The organism is Gilvimarinus sp. 2_MG-2023 (assembly GCF_030547685.1).
In the GTDB taxonomy this organism is placed as follows: Bacteria; Pseudomonadota; Gammaproteobacteria; order Pseudomonadales; family Cellvibrionaceae; genus Gilvimarinus.
The window spans coordinates 15,570-38,316 of the sequence record NZ_JAUOQM010000005.1 but is presented as its reverse complement, the minus strand read 5'-3'; the positions used below and the strand labels follow the sequence as shown (position 1 = coordinate 38,316).

Sequence of the window (22,747 nt, the reverse complement as noted above, 5' to 3'; positions counted from 1 at the left end):
GGCTTTTTTGTTGCGAGTTAAGTTATGTAATAACTACTGGAGTCTTGATTGTCTGTTACATACGGTTGATGGCCGCTATAAAATTTAACCCTTCGGTGTAAAAATTAAATACTTAACATCGTCGTAACCAAAGCGAAATATTTACGAACTACTCTTTTCTCGCCCTTAAGGAAAAGACCTTTCATACGGATTCACCCCAAACTTTGATTGATCAGCATGCCGTTATTGGCCCCTTGCTGACGCTATAGTTATGTCAATAAATCGCCTTTGCATACAGATTGATCGATATTGGTTGATGAAATAAAAATGGATTTGTTAATTAATTAATCTAGGAAATAATGTAATGAAACCATATTTTTTACAGTCTGCCTTAGCAGTAGGGGTGAGTGTATTAGTAGGTTGCGGTGGCGATTCAGGCACTTCCACTCCCGATGTGGAAGCACCAGTGGTAGAAGCGCCTGCTCCGGTCGACCCTACGACGATTAATATTTTACCTTATGTGCAAAACCCGACCACCAACTCAATCAGTGTGATTTGGTTTGGTAGTGCAGCCGAGTCGGCTACGGTTGAGGTTGAAGGCGTTGGCTCGTTTGAATCGGAAATACAAGCGACGGATGCTATAAGCTACGGCACCTCTGAGGTTGACTATATTCACGGCGATTCAAACTATGGTGGCATACATACGGATGTTGCCGAAGGAGAGGCACCGCAGGCTTTGTATAAGCACTATGTTCAGGTGGATGGACTTGAGCCCGGAGCATCTTATAGCTACACCGTACTTCAGCCCGGTGCTGATGAATTTACCTCGAGCTTTAAAACAGCGCCAACTAAAGAGAGCCGCGAAGCGATTCGTTTTGTGACCATGTCGGACATGGAAACCGAGCCGGAGTCGACCGAAAAAACCGTACGCTGGACGGCCAGTGCTCTGGCACTCGGCGGCGAAAAATTAGGAACCGATCCTGATACCTACACTCGTCAGTACCCTGTCGATCAAACCACGGGCTATAAGGCTAACTTGGCGTATGCTGAGCTAAGAAGCCCCGACTTTTGGGTGATTGCCGGTGATTTGGTGGAAAAAGGTGGTCGTCAGTTAGATTGGGATGAGTTTTGGCGTCACAGTGCGGGCGAGTGGGGCACTTTAGCCTCGACTACGCCGATCTTCCCCGCCCTTGGCAATCACGAAAACTATTGGCACCCCGAGCACCCAGGTTATAACGCTGAAGCATCAATGCTTTCATACGACAAGTGGGATACCTATTGGGACTTGCCGACGAATCAGGCCAGTGATGATCGTTATGAAAAACGTTACTACCGTGTTGATTACGGCCCGGTCACTTTAATCACTCTGGATTCTTCTAATGGTAACGACGCTGACCCCAGTCAAGATACCAACTTGTTTATTGATGGCGCAGCCTCACGCGTGCCGGACTTTAACCGCGGTACTGAGCAGTGGAACTGGGCCTTGAGTGAATTGGCCGATGCACAGGCACAGGGTCAGGTCATTTTTGTACAGTATCACCACAGCGCCTTTGGTACTGGTGTTCACAGCATGCCTTCGGGCTCGGCCGGTATTGCCAATGGTGAGGACAGTCAGTCTGGTATGCCAATGCGTATTTATCACGAATTGTTCCAGCGCTATGGTGTAACTGCGGTACTGTCCGGGCACGATGAATTGCTTGAGTACGTTAATATCGATGGTGTGAGTTACTGGGACGTGGGCTTTGCCGGCGACGGTTTGCGCGGTCCGGGTTACCCACCAACCACCGATTATGTGCCTTTCGACCTGCTGCCTTCAGATGCGCAAGCAACACACTGGAGCGCGCACGGCGATGCCCCTGAAGTGTGGGACGGTAATAAGTTAGTGTCAGGCGGCAAGCACTATGGGTTTCTTGAGGTGGAAGTACGCCCCTCAGGCGATTACAACTACGAAGTTGTTATGACTCCGCGCTTTGTGTTTCCGGTTATGGATGACGCGGGTATGGCGACGGGCGAATTCGATCATCGCCAGTACAACAAAGTGGTTCGAGTTTTGGTTGAACGCTAGTGTTAGCGGGCAGGCTTGCGTCGGCCTGCTGAAAAGAACAATGCAGTAAGTTTTTTAATCGTCTGCTCGCGGTCATTGTGTGACGGCTGAACAGAGTACCTCGCTTTTGGCCTTAATCTACTTTGGTGGGTTAAGGCTTTTTTTTTGCACAAAAAAATTAGTCCGCACCGGCGAGTGAAAATTTTCGCCGCCAGTCTTGGTGTTGCGTGGCAGTGCTAGCGCTCATGGCTCAACAGCATGGTCTAGCAGAGTCTTGAGCAAGACAGGTATGGATGATGGCCAATTGCAAGAGCAGGTGAGTGGTTGACGTTTAGAGGTAGGGCTTGCCGTAATCTGCCAAACTGGTTTTTGGGTTGCTTACAGTCGGCGTTTTAATCGCAGCGCTGCAACACCTGCGAGTAAAATGCCACTTGCCAGTGCAGCACTGGGGATTGCGGCAATGAGCCAGGGCCAGTGCAGGTTTAACGGCCAATAAAGGCCCCATTGGCTCTGAGCAAAACCGGTGAGGCCGCGCTCCAGGGTAATGGTTAAGGCGACGCCGGTAAAAAGACCAAGCGTGACTAACAGCGCTGTTTCTAAGCCCAATAACGTGAAAATGTAGCGCCGCGATGCGCCCAAAGTTTGCAGTAATCTAAATTCACTCATGCGTTTATCCAGATGCGTCAGCAAAGTGCTGAGCACGCCGATGGTCGCAACCAACGCCGTGAGTACCCCCAGCCCTAACAGTGCGGCCTCGATCCAGTCGAGCATTGACCACAACTGGGTAATGGCAACACCGGGTAAAATTGCCTGGCTGGGTTCGATTTTACTTTGATTAATAGCGCGTTGAACCTGAAAAGTGCGAACTTTGTTCGTGAGGGTTAAGTAAAACGCGGCGATGCTATCCGGCTGTAGAGCAGGGCTTTCGCCAATAGCCAACTGTTCGGGCAGTTGAGCAAGTTGAGCCGGCGGCCAGTGAATAGCTTCAAGACCTTCCAGGCTTACCTGGAGGGTTTTATCGATTGGTGTACCCGTCGCCGCAAGCACACCTGCGATGCGAAAACGGCGAGCGTCGTGGTGTTGAAAGCTGTGATTACCGAGGCCGTGGCTAAGTATCAATTCATCGCCTATGTGGTAACCCAGTTGCTGTGCCACCTCGTGGCCCAAAGTCACTTCAAACACCTGCTTGAAGGCGTGACCTTGAGCAAAGACTTCGCGTTCCGAGATGGCGCCGATATGAGAAAATAATTGTGAGTTGGTGCCAATAACCCGGTAGCCTTTGTGGCTGTCGCCCAACATAAGCGGCACCGCCCGCTTGACGTTTGAGTCTTGCTGCCAGCGAGTAAAGGTTGCATAGCTTAACTCACGACTGGGGGCGCCCACTTGAAACGCGGAAAATAACAACAAATTAATGTCCCCGGTGGGAGCGCCAACGATTAAATCAATGCCTTGCACGCTGCGTCCAAACGCAGACTGTGTGCCACGGTATAGGGTATCAACGGTGAGCAGGGCAATTGCGCTCAGCGTGATCATGGCAATGCAAACCCAAGCGCTAAAGCGCCGGCTAATCAAACTTTGTAGGGCGAGGCGAAAGATCATAGTGATTGACTCAGATCACACAGCGCTATGTGTTGGTCGAACTCTCTGCTAAGGCGCCGGTCGTGGCTGGCAAGTATCAAGGTGCATTGGCGCTCTCGCACCAACTCAAACAGCAGAGTCATAAAGTCCTGGCTATTGTTGTCGTCCAGAGCAGAGGTGGGTTCGTCGGCCAATAGCAGGGGCGGGTCATTGATTAACGCCCGGGCAATGGCGACGCGCTGGCGCTGTCCCACGCTGAGTGCGCAGGCTTTTTTGTGCAAAATATCGGCGGGCAGATTTAGCCTTTGCAGTAATTGGTGAGCCTTTTGCTCTAACTCGGGTTGTTTGTTTTTGCCAAAGTGCGCGGCCAGCAAAATATTATCCAAACAGCTTAAATAATCGAGCAAATTTAAGTCTTGGAAAATAATACCCAGTTGCCGGGCGCGCCACGGTGCCGTCTGCGCCGTACGGCGTTTGTGCAGCGGTTCTCCCAATACCTTGAGTTGGCCAGATTGTACAGGCTGCAACCCCGCTAGCACACTCAGCAGTGTGGACTTACCTGCCCCGGAGGGCGCCTGTAAAAACACCGCTTGCCCGGCCAAAACCTGCCAGCTGGGTAGGTGCCAGTGGGGGCCGTGATTGTGGCCATAGGTAATGGCATTAACATCTATTGCAGCTGAGCTGGGCATAAAAGGATTTGGGTCGCCGGTAAATAATAGGTTATGTTATAACGTGTATTTCGTGACAAGCAAGGGTGTTGAATGAAAACGGTAGTGAATTGTGCGTTGTTACTGATGTGCCTATTGAGTACGGCCAGTTGGGCGCGCGATTATCAAACGATAGAGTGGCCCGATCTTATGCCGGAGGAGGATTTACAGGCGTTGCTTAATCGCCCAGAGTGGATCGATGAGGTACCCGAGGGGGGCGACATCGACACTATGCCGCCGACTGGTGAGGGCTTTGCCGGCTTGCCGGAAGATGACCCTTATAATCAAGCTTTAAAGTCCGCTAAAACCATCCCCGTGTTCGACAACAAAGACGTTCGTATTCCGGGGTTTGTGGTGCCCTTGGTGTTTGACGATGAGCAGCGCATTACCGAATTTTTACTGGTTCCGTTTTTTGGCGCCTGTATCCATTTACCACCACCGCCGCCTAATCAGGTGATTTACGCCACCTATGAGCAGGGTATCGTGCTGGATGCGCTTTACGATCCGTTTTGGGTGTCGGGCAAGCTGACAATCGAGCTGGTTGAGACAGATCTCTCTCAGGCGGCCTACCAGATAACAGTGGATGATATGGAAATTTACAGCGACGGCGCAGTAGGCGGTTAATTGAAGGGTGGGGTGATTAATCAATACGAACGAGCAAATACACAGCCATGAAAAAAAGCGATAAGAAAAAAGAAAATGCGATTATTGCTGCGCTCACTCAGGCGTGTGAAATTGCTAAAGACCGTGGCGATGGGTTCGAGTGGTTAACGCACTTTGTGAACTATGATCGATTCCCCCAATCGCTGTTGGTCGTGTGTGTTTATGATACCAACGAGAAATTAGCTCGAGCCGATCAAGCGGCTATTTGTGCGTTAATTCAACAACACCTCGAATCCATCGACATTCGGGTTGCGTCTATACAACGCCAGGTAAAGTTTGATAGCGAAGAGAATTGTGAGATAGCTAACAATGGCAATTGGGATGAGCGTTTAAGACGTGTCAGCGCCTAACGTTGCGACTGCCACACGCCTTATAAAAATTTGTAAGCGTTAGTCGGTAGCGCTTGGTTTATTGGGCTAAAAACTCACTGAGTATTCGGGCGACTTCTGCCGGCTGCTCTTCGGTGATCCAGTGCGCGGACTCTACCCACTCAATGCGGGCGTTGGGAAGCGTGTCGCTTAGTTTTTCAGCGTATACTGGCTTTTGAAAGCTGTCGTGCTTGCCCCACAGAACCAGAGTCTTATGCTGGATATTAGCTAAGTCATCCGCGATGGCGAGGGTGTACTCCGGGTTTAATCGGCGAATATTGCGGAAAAAAGCCGCTTTACCAGTCTCCCCTTGCCATGGCGCCACTATCATATCCGCGAGCGCCTCTGTGGCGTTGTCCGTATTGTGCATTCCTTGAGGTAAAAAGTCCCGGAGCATTTTTTCGAGCTCCTCGGGGCTCATATCGTTTTCAGCTTCAGGCTTTTGCAAGGGTTCAAATTCAGGAATAGGCCAAGAGTCAAAGCACACCGCATCGGCCAAGACTAAGCGGTTGATTCGCTCCGGGTGGCGAGTGGCGAGTATTTGCGCCACACCACCGCCAATATCGTGCGCAACCAAATCAGCGCTACGGATTCCCAGCGCATCCATTAACCTTAAGAGAACATCACTTTGCGCGGCGATAGAGACATTTGAATCGAGCGGTTTATCCGAGCGGCCGTAGTTCAGCATATCTGGCACAATAACGCGATGTGACTGCGCTAGCGTTGGAACAATATTGCGCCAAAGTAAACCTGAGGTAGGAATGCCGTGCAATAAAATAACAACAGGCCCTTCGCCCTGATCCATGTAAGCGATTCGATGCCCATCGATACGTGCATAATAGTATTCAGAATTTTCATGGTTCATAATACAACTCCTGATAGAAAGTTTTCTAAATGTCTTTACGGATTAAATTCTGTCTGTAAATGACTGATAATAAATACCGTTCGGGCCTTGCCTTGATTAGTTGAGCATAATCAGCCCGCCGGCTATCATAAATAAGTTCTCGGTAAGAGAAACAAACCCCAAGGGAACATTGCTACCGCCGCCTACACACGCACATTTAAGGTCGCGTTTGTCGACATACACTGCTTTAAAAACGGATACAGCTCCGATAGAGCCAATAAAGATTGAGATGGGTGACACTAGCAGGGGCGAGAGCGAGGCAATCATACCTAAGCCCGCATAGGCTTCTAAAAAAGGGTAAGCATAGCCGTAACGAAGATGTCGCTGCGCCAGTAAATCATAAGTGATAAATGAATTAGTGAAGCTGTATAGATCTTGCAGTTTCTGTATCGCTAGTATCAACATCGATACAGCAATAAATAACATCAATGTGCGCACCGATATTACATTCCCAGCCGATCCCCACTGCCATGCCAGGGCAGCTAACAACGCTGTTGCAAAAATCGCTATAACAGGCTTATAAGAGGTGCCCACATTATCGATGGGGTCTTTGCCAAAATATTTACGCAGCTCCTGGTATCCACCTATTCGGCGACTCTCAATAAACGTTTGTGGCGTCGTGTCCACATTGTGCTCGCGCTTAAAGTCGTCAGCTTGATCTCGGGTGGTGAGCTTTTTGTCATCAATGGCGAAGCCCTGCCGTTTCAGTAAATCCTTAGATCTCAGCCCAAATGGGCAAAGATGCTCGTCAGTTGCCATTCGATATAAAACAGCTTTGTTGCCCATCGTGTCCTCCTTACAGTTTTAAAATATATGCCAAATATGTTGTTGCCTTTTACAAGGGCAAGGGTTGTGCCAGTGCAGGGTGGTTACTTATGTCGAGTTACTGCTCAGTCTAGGTATGCATAATGCTTGAGATATAGTGAATTCTAAGCAAAGCGAGGAAGTACTATGAGCCATCAATTTAGCAAAGGTGATCATGTGCAGTGGAACTCAGAGGCGGGGGTTGTCAGTGGAGTGATTACTTGCGTTCACACCCGGGACTTTACTTATAAAGGGCACACACGTCGGGCCTCGACTGATGAGCCGCAATACGAAATAGCCAGCGATAAAACCGATCATGTGGCGGCGCACAAAGAGTCGACGTTAAGAAAAATATCTTAGATAGGGTTGTATTTTTTTATACGGTGCGACTGAATTTTCTACAGAGTTTTGCAAAGTTTACCTGATAAGCACGGTCGTTGATGAGGCTGATAAAAACGACATTCCCTGTTTGGCCCCGCCAGCCGTGGTTATTCGTTGGGTAAATCAATACTGGCATGCAAGCTGCAAATGTACATATTGAGCAACGAGTAATCGTTTGGCATCAACCACTAGGAGGATTTGTTATGAATAGTGATCAGTTTGAAGGTAACTGGCATAAAATCAAAGGCGGCGCCCAAGAGAAATGGGGCGAACTGACCAACGATGACATGGACCGCGTAGATGGTAACCGCGAAAAGCTTGAAGGTGAAATTCAAGCTAAATATGGCAAGTCCAAGGAAGAAGCCAAAAAAGAAGTGAATGACTTTATCGACAGTCTATAAATAGACTGTTCGGTAGATCCAACACCCGGGCGGTAACAACCGTTCGGGTGTTTTTTTTGTGATAGTCGATAGGATTGAGCTAAGAAGTTGATATTTTCAGTTTTATGGACGTTCCGATTTGAATAATTATCGTAAATAAAATTTACCCGACTCCTTAGAGAAAGCAATATCGTCAGTATTGAAAGCTTTGCCAATTAAGTCGCTATTTTGTAATTCTTCTGGTGTTTTACATTCAATGTTTCCTTGGCCATCTAGCAGCCAGATATGATCGGCTAATTGAAGTGATAACTCGAGATCATGACTGGATAGTATAATAGTTGCATTGTGCTTAGTGGCGTATTCCTTTAAAAGCAACATACTGGCAACGCGTCCGGGAAGATCTAAAAATGCGGTGATTTCATCCAGCAGCATGACGTTAGGTGCCTGAGCAATAGCCCTTGCAATCATAACTCGCTGCTTTTCTCCATCGCTTAAGTCGTCCAACTGACGACTGGAAAAATCTTGCGCCTGTGTTTGTTGTAGAGCGCTGTGGACTTGATGCCAATCTTCAGAGCTGAGTTGTCCGCTCCAGCCCGTATGGGGTTGTCTTCCCATGCTTACGGCATCTTCGACGGTAAGTCCAATGCCGAATTGTCGCTCGGTCAGTACCACGGCAATTTGTCGGGCTCGTTCGCGAGGGTCCATAAGGTGAACGTTGTGCTCGTTCATCAGGACGCTGCCCTTAAGCGGCTTTTGTAGCCCTGCCAATGTACGCAGTAGGGTGGACTTGCCGGTACCGTTACGGCCAAGAAGACAAATTAAGCCACCCGTTGAGTGTAAGTTCAGGTTCGCTAACACGATTTTTCGGTTTTCGGGGTAGCCGATACTCACATCGTCAAGCTTTATCATGACTGTCTCTTTGTTACCGATGAAAAGACCAGTAAAAAAATAACTACAGGTGCGCCAATCATACCGAGTACAGCATTGAGGTGAAGAAAATGCATTTCCCAGGGTAGGTGTACTACAAGATCGGCTGTTAGGGCTAGGGCGGCCCCTGCTAGCGCGGATAACGGTAGCAGCGGCAGTATTTGCGCTGAGCGGGAAATAGCTCTGGCTAAGTGCGGTACGATAAGGCCAAGAAACGTAATAGGCCCGCAGTAGGCTGTGACAGGTGCGACTAATAATACAACGGCTAGTAGGGTAAGGCGTTGTAAGCGAACAACGTCTGTGCCAAGACTGCGTGCGTATGTTTCCCCTAGCAACAAAGAGGTTAGAGCTTTTCCGTTGGCCAATGCGAAAATCAATCCGATGGCGATAGGAACAGACATCATGCCAATGCCTTCAAACGTTGCGGCTGCAAAGGTGCCATCGGCCCAGCCGGAATAGACTTTACCGCCGATACGGTTGGCAAAGTGAATGATCACACTCACCAGGCCTTGAACCGAGAACCCCAACATTAGGCCCACGACTAATAAAGAAATAGTCCCTATCCGGCGTGACAAAGCCATCATGCCTAGCGCGGACAATAGAACGCCTAAACCTGCTGAAATGGTGAGGCTTATGCCGTCAAACACCTGAATAAATCCAATGGCAGTGGGGCCCACAAATCCGGCTGCGGCCGTCGCTAGGGCAACCCCCAGTTGTCCACCTGCTGTTAGACCAAGCGACCAAGCGTCGGCCATAGGGTTGCGAAATAAAGTTTGCATCAAAACACCGGCTACGCCCAGAGCTGCACCGGCTGTGATGGCCATCAATACACGCGGAAGTCGAATGTCGGCAACAATATGATCGAGCATAGGATTGCTTGATTCGCTGAACAAAGCCTTGGTAACGTCTGAAAAATCAACAACTACTTGTCCCACACTTAATGAGCATATTGTGAGTGCTAGTAGGGTAATAAAGAGAGTTAAAGCACCGATTAAAATTCGTGAACGATTACTCATAAAGATCAGTGTCTGGACGAATATAGTTGAAAGATTTATCAGTTCTAAGCTCGGGATGTAACATATGAACCAAGTCTTTTAAGATTAAATCCGGTCTTATAATGGCGCGTTCGTAGTAATCGAATGCATCGGCATTAGGTTTATTCATGCCGTCTACTGCGAATACGCAATGGTCACGAAACGCTTGAAATTGTTGTAACGTTTTTTCATCTCGAAACGGTTGGGAGTGGCTATCGCGCATAATGGCACACTCGGCGTGAGCGGCTTTTAATATTAACGATTCTGTGCTCAGTTTTTGAAACACATCTCGCCTTAAATCGTCGGGCTCTTCTAGTAAATTTTTACCATTAGCGTCACGCAATAATGTCGCTTCTGCATTGCGCACGGTAGCCATCCAGCGACCGCTGCCGCTGTACCATGCAGAAAACATAGTAGTAGGTGAGAATGCAGCCGCTTGTTTTTTCAGTGCTTGAACTTTTTGCTCGATACTGTCGACATAGGCTTTCGCCTCGCTGTTTTTACCTGTCAGCAAACCCACTAAACGTATATATTCAACCTTCCCCATGTAATGAGGTTCGGAGTCGATAAATAAAGGTAATACTGGAACGCCGAGATCACGAATACGATCTAGCTGGCGGCTGTGACTTAAGTCGCCCATGGCCATTAGTAAAACATCAGGTTCAGATCCGAGCAGTGCATCAAGTGTCGGTGGCATGTGCCAGCCATATCCAATTTTTGCGAGCTCGCCATTAAGCGCACGTTGGCGAATGGCATCGTTATAAGACTTTGCCCCGCCTACGGCGACTAATGTCTGATCAGAGTCGAGTGCAGTCAGCATGGCCTCGAAAGGGGCGAGATTAACCGCTATGCGATTAACGGGGGTGCGAATAACTTCTGCGCCTTGGAAAGGGCCTTCAAGTGCTGGCACCTGGCTACTGTGTGGTACCAACAGTACGCGTGCCGCTTGCTCTGGCCCGTTAGCCTCTCCCCCCCAGGAGGCAATACTCGCTTTTAGGTCGACTACCCAGAAGTCTCCCTGCCATGTAGCGTTAAAAGTACTGGCATAGTTAAGCTCCAATGCTGTCCAGCTTTCTTGGACGTTATTGTCTATTGGCGCGTTTTTTTTCGCTTCGGGGGAACGGTCGCAGGCGGCTACGATAGCCGCCAGAGACAACAGAAGGCTTTTAAGAATCCTTACCACTTAAACTCCAGGCTCGCGCGTACTTCGCGTTCTGTGCCGGGCATGGCATAAGTGGGCGCCGTTCGGTCACCAAAATAATAGTAGTACTCTTCATCCAGTACGTTGAGAGCGCTCAGGGTGATAGTGGCGTTTTTCCACCACGATGGATAAATACTTGCCCCCAATGTTAATAAATCGTACTGCCCACCACTTACACGGTTGTCTTGAGTGATTTGGTAGTCATCGTAAAATTCGTAAATAGCTCTAATTTCCAACCACGACGTTACCTGATGGTCGTATGACACATAGAGGCTGTTCTCGGCTACGCCTACCGGTGTAGTGCCAGATAAATCGATTTCTGTACCGTAGCTATTTATCAGGTACTCATCCCACTCGGGGTTAATATGACTGGCCGATATTGCAATGCGTGCGTCTTGAGTGAGCAAGTAGGCGAAAGAGAGTTCTATCCCCTGGCTGTCATAGCGCTGCCCATAAGTGATCAAATTTGAGGGCTGCGAGTAATCATTCTCGGCAGCAGGGTTGGGAATAGTGGAGCGGCGGTCTTTTTGGTATGTTTGAAAAATCGCCATTTCCAGCTGCAGCCGATCGTTTAAGGTTAGTGTTTTCCAGCCCAGCTCAAAACTATCGATGGTGGTGGGTTTATTTTCTGGGCGAGCGTAATTTGCAGGATTCCACTCAAAAACAGGCCCAAAATTAGAGTTAAAACCACGACCGTAAGAGAAATAGATATCCCCAATGCCACTTTCCCAAGAGAGTGCAACGCGTGGTGATAAAGCGTCGGTATCGCCACTGAGCTCGCCACTGGCACTGGAACCTTCAACGGGCTTAAAGGAAGCGTCTCGCTCAAATGCGTCGTAGCGAAGGCCGAGGGTAAGGTCTAACGACTGAGTGAGGGCAATTTCATCTTGAACAAATATGCCCCAGGCACTGTTGTCTATTTCGTTATCGCTGAAAGGTAAGTCGACTACAAAACAAGGGTGATCACGATTGAGTATTTCACCGGTGGAGTAGTCGATCTCGATCAAGAAAAAGTTATAACCACACGTAGCTGTAAATCCGTGCTGGCCTGACCATTTATCCAAAGCGGTAGAGTTGGATTGGTCTGCACTAAAGCCGGCTACTAAGTTATGACGACCACTGCGCCAATTAAAGCTGCTATCAAAGACGGCGGCATCTTGAGTTTTTTCAGCACTAAAGCCGTTAATGGCGTAGGCATTTTGCTCTGGCGAAAATCCATAGGCGTCATAAAAATTAAAACTACTATCGCGCTCGGTACGTCTTAGTTGAAGGGAGCTGGTGAAGGATAGATTGTCGTTAAATGTATGCTCAAGCTTAAGGCTGCCGACCCATAACTGATGATCATTGTGGGGTTCATTAAATCCTAGAAATGCGGTGCGGCCGCCTGCGACAGGTATAACATTGCCATCGTTATCCAATGGTAATCCATTAGGGGCTTGTTTATCTGTGTCATAATAATTTACGTAAGCGGTTAAATCGGTGTTTTCACCCATTGGGACATGCAGCTTGCCGAATAGATTGATTTTGCTGTAACCACCTTGCTCGCGCCAACCGTCGTACTCCTCGACCGTGCCATTGAGTAGCAATCCCATGCCGTTATCTAATCGGTGTGAAATCGAGCCTTGGCCACGGGCATAGCCATTACTGCCAGCGCTAAGTGACAGTGTCGACTCATCTTCGTCGGGAGACTTGGTAATGTAGTTGGCTAAGCCATACACAGCACCGCGACCATACAGGGTCGAGCCGGGCCCTTTAACAACTTCGATACGATCGACGACGCTGTATGGGATTTGGTCCAGAGGAGCTTCCTCAAGAACTCCGACATAGGGAATGCCGTCAACGAGTGCGAGGTAACCATCAGTCCCTGGTGAGCCACGAAACGAAACGAAAGGGAATAAGTCTCCCCCGCCTTCTCCGCGACGAAACGATATACCCGGTACACCTCGAAACTCATCGGTGCCGAAGGTGAAGCCATTTTCTTCTAGCGACTCCATATTTTGAACACTGATCGACATGGGGACATCTTGCACGTTTTCTTCTGTGCGTGTGGCCGAAACAATGACCGTTTCTATATTAGCGTGTGTCTCTGGAGGGGTGTCGGCAAAACCACTCAGGGGTGTCAGTGCCAATAAGGCAAGGGTTGATAGGCAGTATTTGGTGGCAGTGTTGTTCACGTTAATCCCCAGTAATCATTGTTCTGAATTGAATATATCGTTATGTTATAACATTGCAAGTTGTTTCACAAATACACTGCCGCCAGCGATAAAATGATCTGCTCACCATTAGCGGTTCTTTTGGTTTCGGTTGCAGTATTGTGGGGCAAAGTGTTTAAGATCAGCGATAGAGTTGCGGTTCCGCGGTCCAGTTATGGTGCTGTGTTGGTGCAGGTGAACGATGAATCTTTAGATTGGGACGGGGGGATTGTGTACGGCTTCTCCTATAAACATATCTGCCACTCAGAGGCGCCGTCAGCGTAGGTTTATAAGCTCATCGAAGTGTTGGTGCTCGATCAAAAATGGTGAGGGGGCGCCGAGCGGTTGGCTCTACCTCTCGGGTTACGTGGATTTACATGCCGCAGCATTTTTTGTATTTTTTGCCATTGCCGCAAGGGCAGGGGTCATTGCGGCCCACCTTGGCTTCGGTGCGTTTGATCGGCTCGGCCGGTGCACAACAGCTGGCGTTGCTGCAGCAAGAGTCGAGTTCTTCTTCGAATTCATTGCTTGAGGGCTGATTTGAGGTCATGGGCGAAAATCTCTGTTGATGCGAAATATGTGTTGTGTCGATACTGACGGTGTTGCGCGCGCGTCAGCTTCCATGGTGTTCGGCCTTAACCGAGTCACCTAGGGTTCAATCGCAGCGCTCTAGTGTGGATTTTAACCTTTGCGTTGCCGCTTCGCAAAACATTCAGAGTTTGGCGTTAAGCCGTCTGGCGGCTTCTTTGGCGAAGTAGGTCATAATGCCATTGGCGCCGGCGCGTTTAATACACAGTAGCGATTCCAGAATTACCGCGTCGGTGACAATGCCCTGCTCGATGGCAAACTTATGCATGCTGTATTCGCCGCTGACTTGGTACACAAAGGTGGGGACGGAAAACGCTTGTTTTATTCGGTTGACGATATCCAAATAAGGCAACCCGGGTTTGACCATCACCATATCGGCGCCCTCGGCCAAGTCCAAAGCAATTTCGTGCAGTGCCTCATCACTGTTGGCGGGGTCCATTTGATAATTGAGTTTATGGTTTTTCCCCAAGTGAGAGGCGGAGCCCACGGCATCGCGAAAAGGGCCGTAATAGGCGGAGGCGTATTTGGCTGCGTAGGCTAGAATCTGACAATTGATAAATCCCGCATCGTCCAGCGCTTTACGTATCGCGCCTACGCGCCCGTCCATCATGTCGGATGGAGCAATTACGTCAGCACCTGCGGCGCTATTAACCTTGGCCTGCTGACACAGAGCGGCAATGGTTGTGTCGTTCAATACATAATCGTTGGCGTCAATAATGCCGTCTTGGCCGTGTGTTGTATAAGGGTCCAGTGCGCCGTCGCAAATCACACCCATTGCGGGGAATTCTTTTTTTATCGCTCGCACGGTGCGGGGTATTAACCCTCTGCAGTTCCAGGCTTCGGAGCCGTCAGTTGTTTTGAGGGAGGTATCTATGCAGGGGAATAAAGCTATGGCGGGTATGCCTAGCTCTAAAAGCTCCGCCACCTCCTTCAGTAGCAGATCAATCGACAGCCGCTCTACACCGGGCATGCTGGAAATGCTTTGGCGCTGATGGTGGCCATCGACCACAAACATCGGACAAATCAAATCGCTAGAGCTCAGTTCATTTTCGCGCACTAAGCGTCTGGAAAACTCGCTAAAGCGATTGCGACGCATACGAGTCGTTGGGTATTGCCGATAAACAACATGAGGGTGCATGGCTATTAGCTCGTGGAGTCAAGAGAATCTGTGGGATAGCTGATGTCTACCTTCTCCATTAGGCTGAGGCCAATATTTCGGTCGTAGTACGCCGCTTCATTAATAAAAGCGCCATAAACCGTGTCAACGCCCTGATACACAATGGTTTCACCTGTCAAAGTTATAAAGAGGGGATCGCCGGGGTCTATTGGCTGATAGTCTTGCCCCTGTAAGACTGGATGAATCATGCCGGTTATCTCGCCTTGATCGTTGGTTGGAAAAGGAATTTTCTCGATAAATCGGTAGCCGGTCATGGCTTTTGGTACCTCTGGCGGCGCCTCTACATTGTAAAGTTCTAGGTAGTCTAAGGCGTGCATGACCGCTGTGCGAGTGTCGGCGTACACCTGATAATTCAGTAACCCCTGCGAGATTGGCCCCACCTCAATGACCAGGCCACCAAAGCGGCCCATCGAGCGCAAAAAGTTGTCCTCCAGGCGGTCAGTCGGGCTGTAGAACAAGTTGGCATTTGGCATTTTTTGCTTGATATAAAATGCCATGCCTATCACCAGCGGGTGGTTGGAATTAAAGACCAACGACATGCCCATATTGGCCGTAGTGGTGTGCATGTCGATAACAAAATCGACTCTCGGGCCTTCCTTGGGCCCCAGCAAGGTGTTTAAGGCTTTGGCCCGCTGTTGCTCGCAACCTGCGAGCTGCGGATCAGCAAGATCAGCGATATTGAATTGTCGATTTAGATCTTGATCGACGTAGCGCCTGACCTCTTGAGTGGCAGCGGGGTTGGCTATATGCAGCTCTGGTGTAAAGCTACTGCGTGCAACTTCTTGCGGTTGTGACTGCCAGTGCTTGATAAGGTAGACACCGGTAAGCTCATTGCCATGGGTTCCGCCGGTGATGGCTACTGTGTTAATCGTTTTGTTCATAATGCACCTTTAGTCTACTTTTCGTTGTCGTATCTAGAGCTATGTGACTTACAATGTCCTCGGTATCTGCGATGAGTGGTGGTGTAAAATTGGGCTGGGTTTATTTAGGTTTAACACGTAGCTAAAGCGGGCTTCAAAGTTAAGCACTTCTCCGTCGACGGCAAAGCGCCAGTTATAGATGCCGCCCAGGGCAAAAATCTGGTTGGACAAATCTTGCGTTGTGAGTGTTTTCTCATGCAGGGCAATGCTCAGCTCGGGCCGTTTTGCCAACTGTTCAAAATAATCGCGCAGCTTTTCGGGTGTGTTTCGCACTCGATTGGAAAAGGTTGGAATTAATACCGCATCGGTGTCGTACAGTTGCAGCAAGGCTGCTACATCGGCACTGTTAACCGCCTGCATCCATTGCTCTAAAATTAATCGTGGGTCTGTTTGCATTGTCGTGTCCTATGGCAAACTGGCGCAGCGGGTGTTGGTTTTGCTCCGGTCAGCGCAGCTGGGTAAACAGATTTTAAGTTAGGGTTGCATCCAAAAACTGAAGTTTTTTTCCCTGTGGTGTGCCGTTTAACGCCTCGTCTCGCATTGCCAATGTGCCGCGTATTACGGTGTGGATTGGCCAGCCCGTCACCTGCATACCATCGTAAGGCGTCCAGCCACTGATGCTGGCAATCCATTCGTTGCTAATAACGCGCTTGGCGTTTAGGTCGACCAGGGTTAAATCGCAGTCGTAGCCGAGTGCGATACGGCCTTTGCCTTCAATACCAAAAATCCGTGCGGGCCCAGCGCTGGTTAAGTCCACCAAGCGCTGCAAGCTCAGCCGACCGGCGTTGACGTGGTTGAGCATGGTGGGTAGCAAGGTTTGCACGCCGGTCATACCGCTCGGGCATTGAGGATAGGGCTTGGCTTTTTCCTCGCGGGTGTGGGGCGCGTGGTCACTGCCAATAACATCCACCACACCATCGCGAATGGCTTGCCAAAGGGCTTGCTGGTGATGCTGTTCGCGCACCGGTGGATTCATTTGTGCAAAGCTGCCGAGACGCTCGTAGCATTCAGGCGCATGCATGTTTAAATGATGCGGTGTCACCTCGACGCTGACGCGGCGTTTATGCTGTGCCAAAAAAGCCATTTCTTCGGCGGTGGTGACATGCAGCACATGCAACCGGCGATCGGTTTCGGCAGCGATACCGACGATGCGACGCGTGGCCTTAAACGCGCTTTCCACATCGCGCCAATGCGGATGAATGCGCACATTGCCGCTCGCTTCGGCCAAGGCTTTGCGCTCAGTTAGCCGCGCTTCGTCTTCGGCGTGTACAGCTAAGCGACGTTTACCGTTGCGCAAAATGCGGCGTAGCACCTCGTCTTCATCTGCTAGTAAATCGCCAAACGAGCTGCCCATAAACACTTTAACGCCAGCGCAGCCGGGCAAGTTTTCGAGTGTGTGTAAATGGTCTGCATTGGTGGCCGAGCCGCCAATGTAAAACGCGTAGTCGCACCAGGCGCGGCCATCGGCCGAGTCTAGCTTGGCTTTTAAGTCCGACTCCCACAGTGTTAGCGGGTTGGTGTTGGGCATTTCAAATACCGCTGTTACCCCGCCCAATACCGCGCCGCGGGTTCCGGCTTGTAAATCCTCTTTATGCGTTAAGCCGGGCTCGCGAAAATGCACCTGACTGTCGATCACCCCAGGCAACACATGCAGGCCGGTGGCATCGAGTGTGTCGTCTGCGCTCCACAGGTTGGCTAAATTCCCCAAGGCAACAATACGACCCTCAATACAGGCGAGGTCAATGCGCGCAGCACCGTTGGGTGTCATCAGAGTTCCGCCTAGCACCAACAAGTCGGCGTGGTGTGCGGCAAGCTTTTGTTGTGAAGCGGCTGAATTACTCACTCTGTTTTGCCTTGCAGGCGCGTGTGCAAACTCTGAATCATGGCGGCGCGAGCATCCTCGTCGGGCGCTTTGGCTTCGCCGCGCAAGAGCTCTAATGCTTGCTCAATTGGCAACTCCCCGAGATTGTCGCCACCTCTGTTGCGTACCGCAACCGTGCCGGCGTCGCGTTCGCGCGAGCCGGCCACCAACAAAAATGGTACACGCGCGAGCGTTTGTTCGCGAATTTTGTAGCCTATTTTTTCGTTGCGAGTATCGGCCTCGGCGCGCAATCCTTCAGCGCGCAGCAGCTGTGCCAAATCGTTGGCGTAGCTGGCGTGATCATCGGTGATCGACAGTACCGCCACTTGTAACGGTGCCAGCCACGTGGGCAGCTTGCCGGCAAAGTGCTCGATAAGAATGCCGGTAAATCGCTCCAGCGAACCGAACAGAGCGCGGTGCAGTAACACCGGCCGTTTGCGTTCGCCGTCTTCGGCGACATATTCAATACCGAAACGCTCGGGCAAGTTCATGTCGACCTGTAGGGTGCCGCACTGCCAGTCACGGCCAATGGCATCGCGCAATACAAATTCCAGTTTGGGACCATAGAAAGCCCCTTCGCCCGGATTGATTTGATAATCCAGATTCATATCTTGCAGTGATTTAACCAGCGCGCCTTCAAGCAGATCCCAGCTGGCATCATCACCCATGCGATTTTCCGGCCGGGTAGACAGTTTGAGGCGAATGTCGTCAAAACCAAACTGGCGATAAATATCCAGCACTAAGCTGACAATTTCGCGGCACTCGGCATCCATTTGTTGCGGTGTGCAATAAATATGGGCGTCGTCCTGGGTAAAGTGACGTACGCGCATTAAGCCGTGCAGCGAGCCCGACGGTTCGTAACGGTGAACCTTGCCAAATTCGGCCATGCGGATGGGCAGGTCGCGATAACTTTTAAGTCCGTGGCGGTACAGTAAAACACTGCCGGGGCAGCTCATGGGCTTGAGCGCCAAGACGCGTCCGTCTTCGGTTTCGGTGGTAAACATATTGTCGCGGTAGTTTTGCCAGTGGCCGGAAATTTCCCAAAGGCTTCGGTCCATGACATCGGGCGAGTTAACCTCGGTATAGCCCGCGTCTTGTTGGCGCCGACGCATATAGGCGATGAGCTCCTGCAGCAACGTCCAGCCATGGGGGTGCCAGAATACCGCGCCGGGTGCGTCGTCGTGAAAATGAAATAAATCCAGTTCGCGCCCCAATTTTCGATGGTCGCGTTTTTCAGCTTCTTCCAATCGTTGCAGATAGGCCTTGAGGGATTTTTTGTCGGGCCAAGCCGTACCGTAGATACGCTGCAGTTGTTCGTTGTTGGCATCACCGCGCCAGTAGGCGCCGGACAGTTTAGTAAGCTTGAAGTGTTTGAGAAAACGCGTGTTGGGCACGTGTGGGCCACGGCACATATCCACATATTCTTGATGGAAATACATGCCCATTTGCTGCGCTTCAGGCATGTCTTCTATCAGGCGCAATTTGTATGACTCATCGCGCTCGGTAAAGGTGTTGATGACTTGCTCGCGCGGTAATACCCGTTTAATAACGTCGTAGTCCGTGGCCATTAACTCGCGCATACGCGTTTCGATGGCACTGAGGTCGTCGGTGGTAAACGGCCGCTCATAGGCAATGTCGTAGTAAAAGCCGTTGTCTATGACCGGGCCAATAACCATCTTGGCATCGGGGTAGAGTTGCTTAACCGCATGGCCGATCAAATGAGCGCAGGAGTGGCGAATAATCTCCACACCCTCATCATCTTTGGGCGTAATGATCTGCAGCGATGCATCCCGATTAATGGGGTCGCAGGCATCCACAAGTGTGCCGTTTACTTTGCCGGCCAGTGTGTTTTTGGCAAGCCCCGGACCAATAGCGGCGGCGACTTCCAGTGCCGAAGTTCCACTGGGAAATGCTCGCTCGGTGCCATCTGGCAGGGTAACGGTAATGGACTGTTGATCACGGTTAGTAGCAAGTTCTGTCATAGTGGTTAAGTCTGTTGTCAAAGTGGTTGTGATAATGTCGTGTGTAAGCTGCGCGGCTTCAGTGAGCTGCCATAGGGCTGGGACTGTATTGTGTGGCGAAAACATAACGCCCCGTTGTAAACGCCGAATGAAATCTAAACTTCATACGCTGTTGTGCCGAACTGAGAGGTTTTAAACCGGCTGCAGCTCAGTTTTTTCCTGTTCGAACCACTGCAATGTGTGCCGGTGCTGCTCGTTACCGTACAGCCGTATAAACTGTTCGGTGGTGTGGTCATTGGGGTTGTTCAGCGATTTAATACGCTGCTCAATGTAGTTTGCGGTTAAGGGTATTTGGCAGATCTCGGTAATACAGTGACGCCATTGTGCGTAGGTTTGAGGTACGATTGAGTCAGTCATATTGAATCCGGTCAGCGGGTAAATTAGAGGGGGCGAAGTTCGCTCTCGGTTTAATGGCCTAAGCTAGCTGGTTGCTGCAGCTCTTGTCTTGGCTGTGTGTTACTGGCTGTAGGTCATAGCTCAAATATTCTCTCAGTAATAGGGCTAAACTTAGTATCGATAACCACAGCATTGTGCGCGTGTAAGCTTTCTTGATGTTCGACTTTAAACCAGTAGTCCTGCACCCAGTCACAGTGTTCAAGCATGGCTTTTAATTTTCGCGCCGCGTCTTCGCAGAACATCAGATTCTCGGCATTGAGTCGGGCAAAATCTTGCTCGTCACGGCGTTTCACCATGGTTTGAACCGGCGTGGCTAGAGTGGCTTCGGTTTGACTGATCAGCGACTTTAATGAAGGCCATTGGTCGTCGCGCAATGATAGGTTCAGATAGGCGTAAGAGCGCTGGCTATGTGGTGTGGCGACACTGGTGGCTTGCACCCAGCTCAATAAATCTTGTTTGTTAATCTGGCCGTCGACGAACTGAGTATCGATAGCTTCGGCCAGTAACTGCCGCGACAGGGCTGCGGAGCAAGGGCAAGTGCTGGAATAAGGAACGGTTAACGCCAGCTTGTAACTGTTTTTACCGTTGTGATGCTCACCGGAAATACGAACTTCATAGGACTGAAAGCCGGATTCATCGCTCAGCAGTGAACTCTTTGCCAGACAAAAATCAAAGCTCAATTCGATTTTCGCGCTTTTGCTAATTTCTCCCTGGGAAGACACGATCTCGTGCAATAAAGAATCGAGTTGCGCTTTGTCGCAGAAGTTGTTTTCTAGTTGGTTAAGGCGCCGGTGCAAACGCGACATATGTATGCCCTTAGCGCTTGGATCGTCCAGGCTGACATAAATATTAGCCTTTGCGGTGACTTGTTGCTGGCCACCATTTTCGCTGGCAAGCGTTAAGGGAACCGCAATCGCTTCCATACCCACCCAGCGCAAACTGTTAGTGGCTGAATGTGTGCGGGTGTTGGCAATATCGGGCAGCTGTTTATTTTGTTGCATGACTTGTTAACTTTTCGGTTTATGAGGTTAGACGGTAACCACTTATGTGGTTAGTTGCTCGGCGGTACCCGTTACCTGAACGAGCCGCTCTTGATTGTCGACCTTTAAGTAAAAGCACGACTGGCGACCGGTATGACAGGCTGCACCGCGCTGCTCTACTTGGCAAAGAATGGCGTCGCCGTCGCAGTCGAATGACATGCTAATCAGCTGCTGGATGTGGCCACTGGTTTCGCCTTTACACCAAAGTTGTTCGCGGCTGCGTGACCAATAGGTCATTCGCTGATGGGTTATGGTGTGTTCTAGTGCGGAGCGATTCATCCATGCGAACATTAATACCTGGCCGCTCGTGGCATCTTGAGTGATCACAGGAATCAAGCCTTGGGAGTCAAACGCGAGCTGATCGATAACCTCATCCAGAGGCAGGGGCGGGTGCCCCTTTTCTAGCGCAAGAAAATAAGGTCTTATCATGATACTTCTGCTTGTTTCTGGCTTGGACAAGGGCACGCTTTTTCTTTGTGAACGCGGCACAGGCGAAAGTTCATTGCATGGCCTAAGGCAACACACACAGCCCCGGCTAAGGTTAATGCTTTTTCACCGGCTTCGCCGATACGCGCTGCACCTAATGCAACGGCCATTACCAGAAGGACCAGGCCGAGAGTGCCCAGCAGTAGTACGTGTATACGGCGATGTTGTTTGCAGCCGAGGGTAAGAGCGAAGAGGCTGCTGGGAATGACCGCCGCGACCATCCAGACATGAAATGTTTCGTGATCCAACTGTAAGGCGGCTAAGCTTGGCAGTAATACCAATAGCAACGGCAATGTCAGGCAGTGTATGGCGCATGCCAGAGATAAGCCAATGGCCAGTTTGTCGGTAAGAGCTTGCGCGGTTTTCATGAATGGTAAATCCTGTTAGTCATCTTAATGTTGAGCGAGAGGGTGGTTCGTTAGGCGTTATGCGGTTTGCAGTCGTTGCATAGACAATTCATTTCCAATTGTGGTGTTGACAGAGTAAAGCCGGCATCCGCCACATTGGTTTTAAGGTTTGTTATAGTGTCGGCCTTTATGCGAATTTCGCGTACTTTATGGCATTTTCGGCAGATCAAAAATTGCGGTGTGTCATGTTCGTGTTCACAGTTAATATGAGCGCAGGCCACATATTTGTTGGCGATGTTGAGCCTGTGTGCTAAATGTTCCTCTTCTAAAAATTCCAAAATTCGATAGATCGACATGGCTGAAAAGCTATCGCCATAATGCTGCTTGCAAAAATCAATCAGCTCGTAGGCCGACATGGCTTTGCCCGACTCGATCAGCCCCGATAAAACTTGCTTTCTTTTGGCGGTCAAGCGACTGCCGCGAGATTGGCAGTGCAACTCGGCCTGCTGGATAATACTTTCGGTGCGGTTCATTGTTATTATTTGAAGTCTATCTTTGGGTTTTCGGAGGTTAGCGTTGCGCTTCCCTGTGTGGCTTGTTTAATCCACATAAGCTCAATGCGCTCAGTGGCGGGGAAATGTAAAAGCCAGGTAGCCTTCGCGCTGCTTGGCAAAGCATTTTTTTTACAGCGATACTCTTGGCGAGCCACAACGTCTGTGTGATGCTCACCGTGTTCGTGTTCGTGTTCG

25 protein-coding genes are annotated in these 22,747 nt (G+C 50.1%); 5 read left to right on the top strand and 20 right to left on the bottom strand.

The features are described 5' to 3' along the window. The first annotated feature begins 343 nt into the window (after positions 1-343). A complete protein-coding gene (locus Q4526_RS01050; RefSeq protein ID WP_215974857.1) occupies positions 344-2,044 on the top strand; it encodes a metallophosphoesterase in 1,701 nt (566 codons plus the stop codon). Positions 2,045-2,401: 357 nt separating this feature from the next. Here Q4526_RS01050 and Q4526_RS01045 read toward each other — a convergent pair whose 3' ends face one another. Further along, positions 2,402-3,622, bottom strand: a complete 1,221-nt coding sequence (locus Q4526_RS01045; RefSeq protein WP_215974856.1) for an ABC transporter permease — start codon at positions 3,620-3,622, stop codon at positions 2,402-2,404. Further along, entirely contained in the window at positions 3,619-4,290 is a 672-nt protein-coding gene (locus Q4526_RS01040; RefSeq protein ID WP_215974855.1) for an ABC transporter ATP-binding protein, read from the bottom strand. The genes Q4526_RS01045 and Q4526_RS01040 overlap by 4 nt, the downstream gene beginning before the upstream one ends. 72 nt (positions 4,291-4,362) lie before the next feature. Between Q4526_RS01040 and Q4526_RS01035 the strand changes: the two genes are divergently transcribed. Further along, positions 4,363-4,932 carry a DUF3299 domain-containing protein gene (locus Q4526_RS01035; RefSeq protein WP_215974854.1) on the top strand — a complete coding sequence of 190 codons (570 nt, stop codon included), beginning with the start codon at positions 4,363-4,365 and terminating at the stop codon, positions 4,930-4,932. 47 nt (positions 4,933-4,979) lie between these two features. Then, positions 4,980-5,321, top strand: coding sequence for a hypothetical protein (locus tag Q4526_RS01030; protein ID WP_215974853.1), 342 nt, complete (start codon positions 4,980-4,982; stop codon positions 5,319-5,321). Between the two features lie 58 nt (positions 5,322-5,379). Here the strand turns inward: Q4526_RS01030 and Q4526_RS01025 are convergent, their stop codons facing one another. Both Q4526_RS01025 and Q4526_RS01020 read right to left on the bottom strand, forming a co-directional pair. After that, the gene (locus Q4526_RS01025) at positions 5,380-6,204 is read right to left on the bottom strand and encodes an alpha/beta fold hydrolase (RefSeq protein WP_215974852.1); all 825 of its coding nucleotides are present in this window, start codon (positions 6,202-6,204) and stop codon (positions 5,380-5,382) included. A gap of 96 nt (positions 6,205-6,300) precedes the next feature. Next, entirely contained in the window at positions 6,301-7,029 is a 729-nt protein-coding gene (locus tag Q4526_RS01020) for a MauE/DoxX family redox-associated membrane protein (protein ID WP_215974851.1), read from the bottom strand. Positions 7,030-7,194: 165 nt separating this feature from the next. Between Q4526_RS01020 and Q4526_RS01015 the strand changes: the two genes are divergently transcribed. Then, positions 7,195-7,407 (top strand): DUF2945 domain-containing protein, encoded by a 213-nt coding sequence (locus Q4526_RS01015; protein ID WP_215974850.1) that lies wholly within the window; start codon positions 7,195-7,197, stop codon positions 7,405-7,407. Between the two features lie 224 nt (positions 7,408-7,631). Beyond that, a complete protein-coding gene (locus tag Q4526_RS01010) occupies positions 7,632-7,829 on the top strand; it encodes a CsbD family protein (RefSeq protein WP_215974849.1) in 198 nt (65 codons plus the stop codon). 126 nt (positions 7,830-7,955) lie between these two features. Here Q4526_RS01010 and Q4526_RS01005 read toward each other — a convergent pair whose 3' ends face one another. The 16 genes from Q4526_RS01005 to Q4526_RS00930 form a co-directional block, all read right to left on the bottom strand. Then, complete coding sequence (locus tag Q4526_RS01005; RefSeq protein WP_215974848.1) at positions 7,956-8,717, bottom strand: ABC transporter ATP-binding protein; 762 nt, start codon at positions 8,715-8,717, stop codon at positions 7,956-7,958. Further along, a complete protein-coding gene (locus Q4526_RS01000; RefSeq protein ID WP_215974847.1) occupies positions 8,714-9,751 on the bottom strand; it encodes an iron ABC transporter permease in 1,038 nt (345 codons plus the stop codon). The genes Q4526_RS01005 and Q4526_RS01000 overlap by 4 nt, the downstream gene beginning before the upstream one ends. Beyond that, positions 9,744-10,952, bottom strand: coding sequence for an ABC transporter substrate-binding protein (locus Q4526_RS00995; protein ID WP_215974846.1), 1,209 nt, complete (start codon positions 10,950-10,952; stop codon positions 9,744-9,746). Before Q4526_RS00995 ends, Q4526_RS01000 begins: the two co-directional genes overlap by 8 nt. Next, a complete protein-coding gene (locus Q4526_RS00990) occupies positions 10,946-13,144 on the bottom strand; it encodes a TonB-dependent siderophore receptor (protein WP_215974845.1) in 2,199 nt (732 codons plus the stop codon). Before Q4526_RS00990 ends, Q4526_RS00995 begins: the two co-directional genes overlap by 7 nt. Positions 13,145-13,535: 391 nt before the next feature. Continuing rightward, on the bottom strand, positions 13,536-13,712 hold the full coding sequence (locus tag Q4526_RS00985) for an SEC-C metal-binding domain-containing protein (protein ID WP_215974844.1): 177 nt from the start codon (positions 13,710-13,712) through the stop codon (positions 13,536-13,538). 162 nt (positions 13,713-13,874) lie between these two features. Next, positions 13,875-14,888, bottom strand: coding sequence for a porphobilinogen synthase (gene hemB / locus Q4526_RS00980; RefSeq protein WP_215974843.1), 1,014 nt, complete (start codon positions 14,886-14,888; stop codon positions 13,875-13,877). A 5-nt stretch (positions 14,889-14,893) separates the two neighbouring features. Continuing rightward, complete coding sequence (locus Q4526_RS00975) at positions 14,894-15,808, bottom strand: aspartoacylase (protein ID WP_215974842.1); 915 nt, start codon at positions 15,806-15,808, stop codon at positions 14,894-14,896. A 48-nt stretch (positions 15,809-15,856) separates the two neighbouring features. Continuing rightward, positions 15,857-16,243: a nuclear transport factor 2 family protein gene (locus tag Q4526_RS00970; RefSeq protein WP_215974841.1), complete on the bottom strand. Its 387-nt coding sequence runs from the start codon at positions 16,241-16,243 to the stop codon at positions 15,857-15,859. 73 nt (positions 16,244-16,316) lie between these two features. Continuing rightward, positions 16,317-17,690, bottom strand: a complete 1,374-nt coding sequence (locus Q4526_RS00965; RefSeq protein WP_303609493.1) for a dihydroorotase — start codon at positions 17,688-17,690, stop codon at positions 16,317-16,319. After that, a complete protein-coding gene (gene thrS, locus Q4526_RS00960; protein ID WP_215974840.1) occupies positions 17,687-19,690 on the bottom strand; it encodes a threonine--tRNA ligase in 2,004 nt (667 codons plus the stop codon). The genes Q4526_RS00965 and thrS overlap by 4 nt, the downstream gene beginning before the upstream one ends. Positions 19,691-19,861: 171 nt before the next feature. Next, positions 19,862-20,086, bottom strand: coding sequence for a hypothetical protein (locus Q4526_RS00955; protein ID WP_215974839.1), 225 nt, complete (start codon positions 20,084-20,086; stop codon positions 19,862-19,864). A gap of 113 nt (positions 20,087-20,199) precedes the next feature. Continuing rightward, positions 20,200-21,126, bottom strand: a complete 927-nt coding sequence (folE2, locus tag Q4526_RS00950) for a GTP cyclohydrolase FolE2 (protein WP_215974838.1) — start codon at positions 21,124-21,126, stop codon at positions 20,200-20,202. 42 nt (positions 21,127-21,168) lie between these two features. Then, a complete protein-coding gene (gene hisI / locus Q4526_RS00945; protein ID WP_215974837.1) occupies positions 21,169-21,594 on the bottom strand; it encodes a phosphoribosyl-AMP cyclohydrolase in 426 nt (141 codons plus the stop codon). Then, entirely contained in the window at positions 21,591-22,019 is a 429-nt protein-coding gene (locus Q4526_RS00940; RefSeq protein WP_215974836.1) for a MerC domain-containing protein, read from the bottom strand. Before Q4526_RS00940 ends, hisI begins: the two co-directional genes overlap by 4 nt. 50 nt (positions 22,020-22,069) lie before the next feature. Beyond that, positions 22,070-22,531 carry a Fur family transcriptional regulator gene (locus Q4526_RS00935; RefSeq protein ID WP_215974835.1) on the bottom strand — a complete coding sequence of 154 codons (462 nt, stop codon included), beginning with the start codon at positions 22,529-22,531 and terminating at the stop codon, positions 22,070-22,072. A 5-nt stretch (positions 22,532-22,536) separates the two neighbouring features. After that, positions 22,537-22,747 (bottom strand): DUF2796 domain-containing protein (locus tag Q4526_RS00930; RefSeq protein WP_215974834.1); only part of this gene is annotated, 211 nt, incomplete at its 5' end.